Raw genomic sequence first — 2663 nt, 5'->3', positions numbered from 1 at the left:
TGACCGCCCATGCGGCAGAGAGCCTTAACCTGTTTGCGCAAAGCAACGGCATCAAGATGCAGGCCAATCAGGGTGCAGTCACTGTACAGGCACAGAATGACGAATTGCAGCTGAATGCTTTGAAGGATGCAACGTTAACCAGCAGCGCAGGGAAGATCACCATTGCGGCGAAGGAAGAGATTCTGATTACCTGCAAAGGGGCGTATATCAAGTTGAGTAACGGGGAAGTTGAGATCGGAAGTCCGAAGGTGGTGCGGGTGAGGGCGCCGTTGGTGGTGAATGAATCGGCAAAACGAGATTTTGATTTCTTCTCTATCAAAGATTTTCCTTTATATAAAGCAAAACTGCTTGTGAAAAATAGCGAAACAGGAGAGCCCATAAAGCAACGTAAATGTATTGTCAAATTCTTATCCGGTGATAAAAAAATATTATTTACAGATAATAATGGTTTTTTGTATTTAAAATCATTACAATCCGATGTAGTTTCAGTACATGTATTATTTGAAGCTCCCAAAAGAATTTTAAAACCAAATGAGGTATAAAATGGCTGAAAAAAATACGAAATTAACTTTATCCAATGATCGTGATGTTAAAACAGTTGAAATACCTGTAAACGATCCGGCTGCCACAAGGAAAGCTATTATTAATTATTTAGAAAAATATTTACCAGTAGTATCTAAAAATAAATTTTTAGAACGTTGGGAATGGGAAGCACGAGAGGCTAAAAATGGTTTAGAAAAGGAGTGGAATTACACATCAATAGTCATCCACCATCAAGGGAATTCACCACAACATACATGTTCTGCAATCTACGGTGCTTTAAAGGAAGTACAAAATAAACACATGGATAAAAAAGATTTTTCAGATATCGGTTATCACTACGTAGTAGATTGTACAGGAGTTATTGCAGAGGGCAGAGATATAAGATTCAAAGGTTCTCATGTTAATAAAAATAATGCTAAAAAAATAGGTATTCTTTTATTAGGAGACTTTTCAAAACAAGGAGAAGCTAAATTTTCTTTTACAGATTTTAGTACATGGACTGATCAATTTGATTCTACTTATATGAGAGAGATACCTGAGGCACAATTATCTGCTCTAAAAGTTTTAATCAAATGCCTGAATGAGTATTTTAACATTAGTGAGTTAGGAGGGCATAAAGAATTTGCTTTATCAGGCGATACTCGGACATGTCCAGGTAGTGTTGCTATGGAGAAAATAGTTGAGTTAAGAAAAGAATTTAAATTAAATGAACCAACAGTTAAATAAACAGATAAGGAAATTTTATGAATAAAATGCTATTTTTTATTTTTATTTTATTGTATTTGTTTATCGGTATTGTTTATAGGATAGGAGAATTTGATAATAATTATATATTATTTTTAAAAAAACCTTGGTTATTTCAGAGCCTATACTATGATTCCATTGGGGAACGTGATATACAAGATGTACCTAAAGAGCAATTGAAACAATTCCTATTATATTGTGATGCTAATATTTTTGATCAATTTCCATGTACTGTAGAGACAAAAGAGGAAGTTAAAAAATATTTGAGTGAACACTAATTTTAGAGATCCAAAATCATTTGGTAGAAAAGTATTTTTCATTTGCCTATTCAGATTTCTCTTTAATATTTCAAGAAGGGCAATAGCTAAGGGCTTTTATCGGAAAGGAAGAGATTTTTATTCATTTTAAGTTTTCTTAATTGTTTTAAGAGGATAAAGATATGAGTAGAGGGATATTTTATTTTGTTATCTTAATGATAAGTATTAAGGTATATGGGATTTCACCATCTCCATATTCTAATAATGATATAAATATAACAATAAAAAACAATATGTTGTGTATTTATACTGATAAGAAAGATCTTTCAGGTAATTATTTGCTAGGTGTGGGTTTTTTTGATTCAGATCTAGGAGAATATAGATCTTGGTATTATGAAAATTCATTTGATAAAAACTATCCAAATAAAGAAAATTGTATTGTTATAGATAATAATAATTTTGATGGTATAGTATTAAAAAGTAATGAAGTCTATGATATCACGCTTCAGCCAAATACGTATGGATATGCTGATTTCATTGGTATGAAAAATTATTATTGCATAATAGAGGAAGATGGAAAGGTTAAAGTAGGTTCTATTGACTCATCCTCTAGAAAATGTAGAAATAGAACTGATTTCCTTGAAAATAATACAATGATAGGAATACAAGAAAGTTGGTTTGATTCATTAATTAAATGGTTTAAAAATTTATGGAAATGATGAAAAAAATAGACTGATTTTGCAGAAACAGATAATTTCGTCACAAGGCGAACAAGCATAGATACAGTCCATCCTATTAAACCCGAATGACCTACTGTTTTAGAAAGCCAAAGAAGAATCCTGTATTACTATGCCGATAATCTGAATCTGCGTTTTACTCTTGGGTATGAGGCTTTGATCTTTGGATTGTGCAGTTTGGTTATCATCAATAGGAAGAGACCTTGGGCAATTCCCGACTGTTTCAAACCAAACCGTCCCCGACATCGTTGCCGTCGTCTTCAAACACCACGGCTTCTCCGGTGTCGACTACCGTTTCCAAAAGAGCCGCAGCTACACCGTCCGCGAGTATGTAACCCAGTATCTCGAAAGCGACTTTACCTTTATCAACCGTCTGTGTGAA

Annotated in this window: 5 protein-coding genes; all 5 read left to right on the top strand. The window is 33.4% G+C overall.

The window, feature by feature from the left end:
* Window positions 1-542 (top strand): DUF2345 domain-containing protein (locus ACTHUG_RS11185; RefSeq protein ID WP_440386804.1); only part of this gene is annotated, 542 nt, incomplete at its 5' end.
* A 1-nt stretch (window position 543) separates the two neighbouring features.
* Complete coding sequence (locus tag ACTHUG_RS11180; protein WP_440386803.1) at window positions 544-1269, top strand: peptidoglycan recognition protein family protein; 726 nt, start codon at window positions 544-546, stop codon at window positions 1267-1269.
* Between the two features lie 17 nt (window positions 1270-1286).
* Window positions 1287-1565, top strand: coding sequence for a hypothetical protein (locus ACTHUG_RS11175; RefSeq protein ID WP_440386802.1), 279 nt, complete (start codon window positions 1287-1289; stop codon window positions 1563-1565).
* A gap of 161 nt (window positions 1566-1726) precedes the next feature.
* The gene (locus ACTHUG_RS11170) at window positions 1727-2263 is read left to right on the top strand and encodes an NF045616 family extracytoplasmic (lipo)protein (protein WP_440386801.1); all 537 of its coding nucleotides are present in this window, start codon (window positions 1727-1729) and stop codon (window positions 2261-2263) included.
* 181 nt (window positions 2264-2444) lie between these two features.
* A partial coding sequence (locus ACTHUG_RS11165; RefSeq protein WP_440386800.1) for a contractile injection system protein, VgrG/Pvc8 family occupies window positions 2445-2663 on the top strand: 219 nt, incomplete at its 3' end.

It is taken from the genome of Neisseria sp. P0022.S009, from assembly GCF_051956675.1.
Taxonomy (GTDB): Bacteria; Pseudomonadota; Gammaproteobacteria; order Burkholderiales; family Neisseriaceae; genus Neisseria.
Note: the sequence above shows the minus strand (reverse complement) of the source record. Positions and strands in the feature narration are given on the sequence as shown.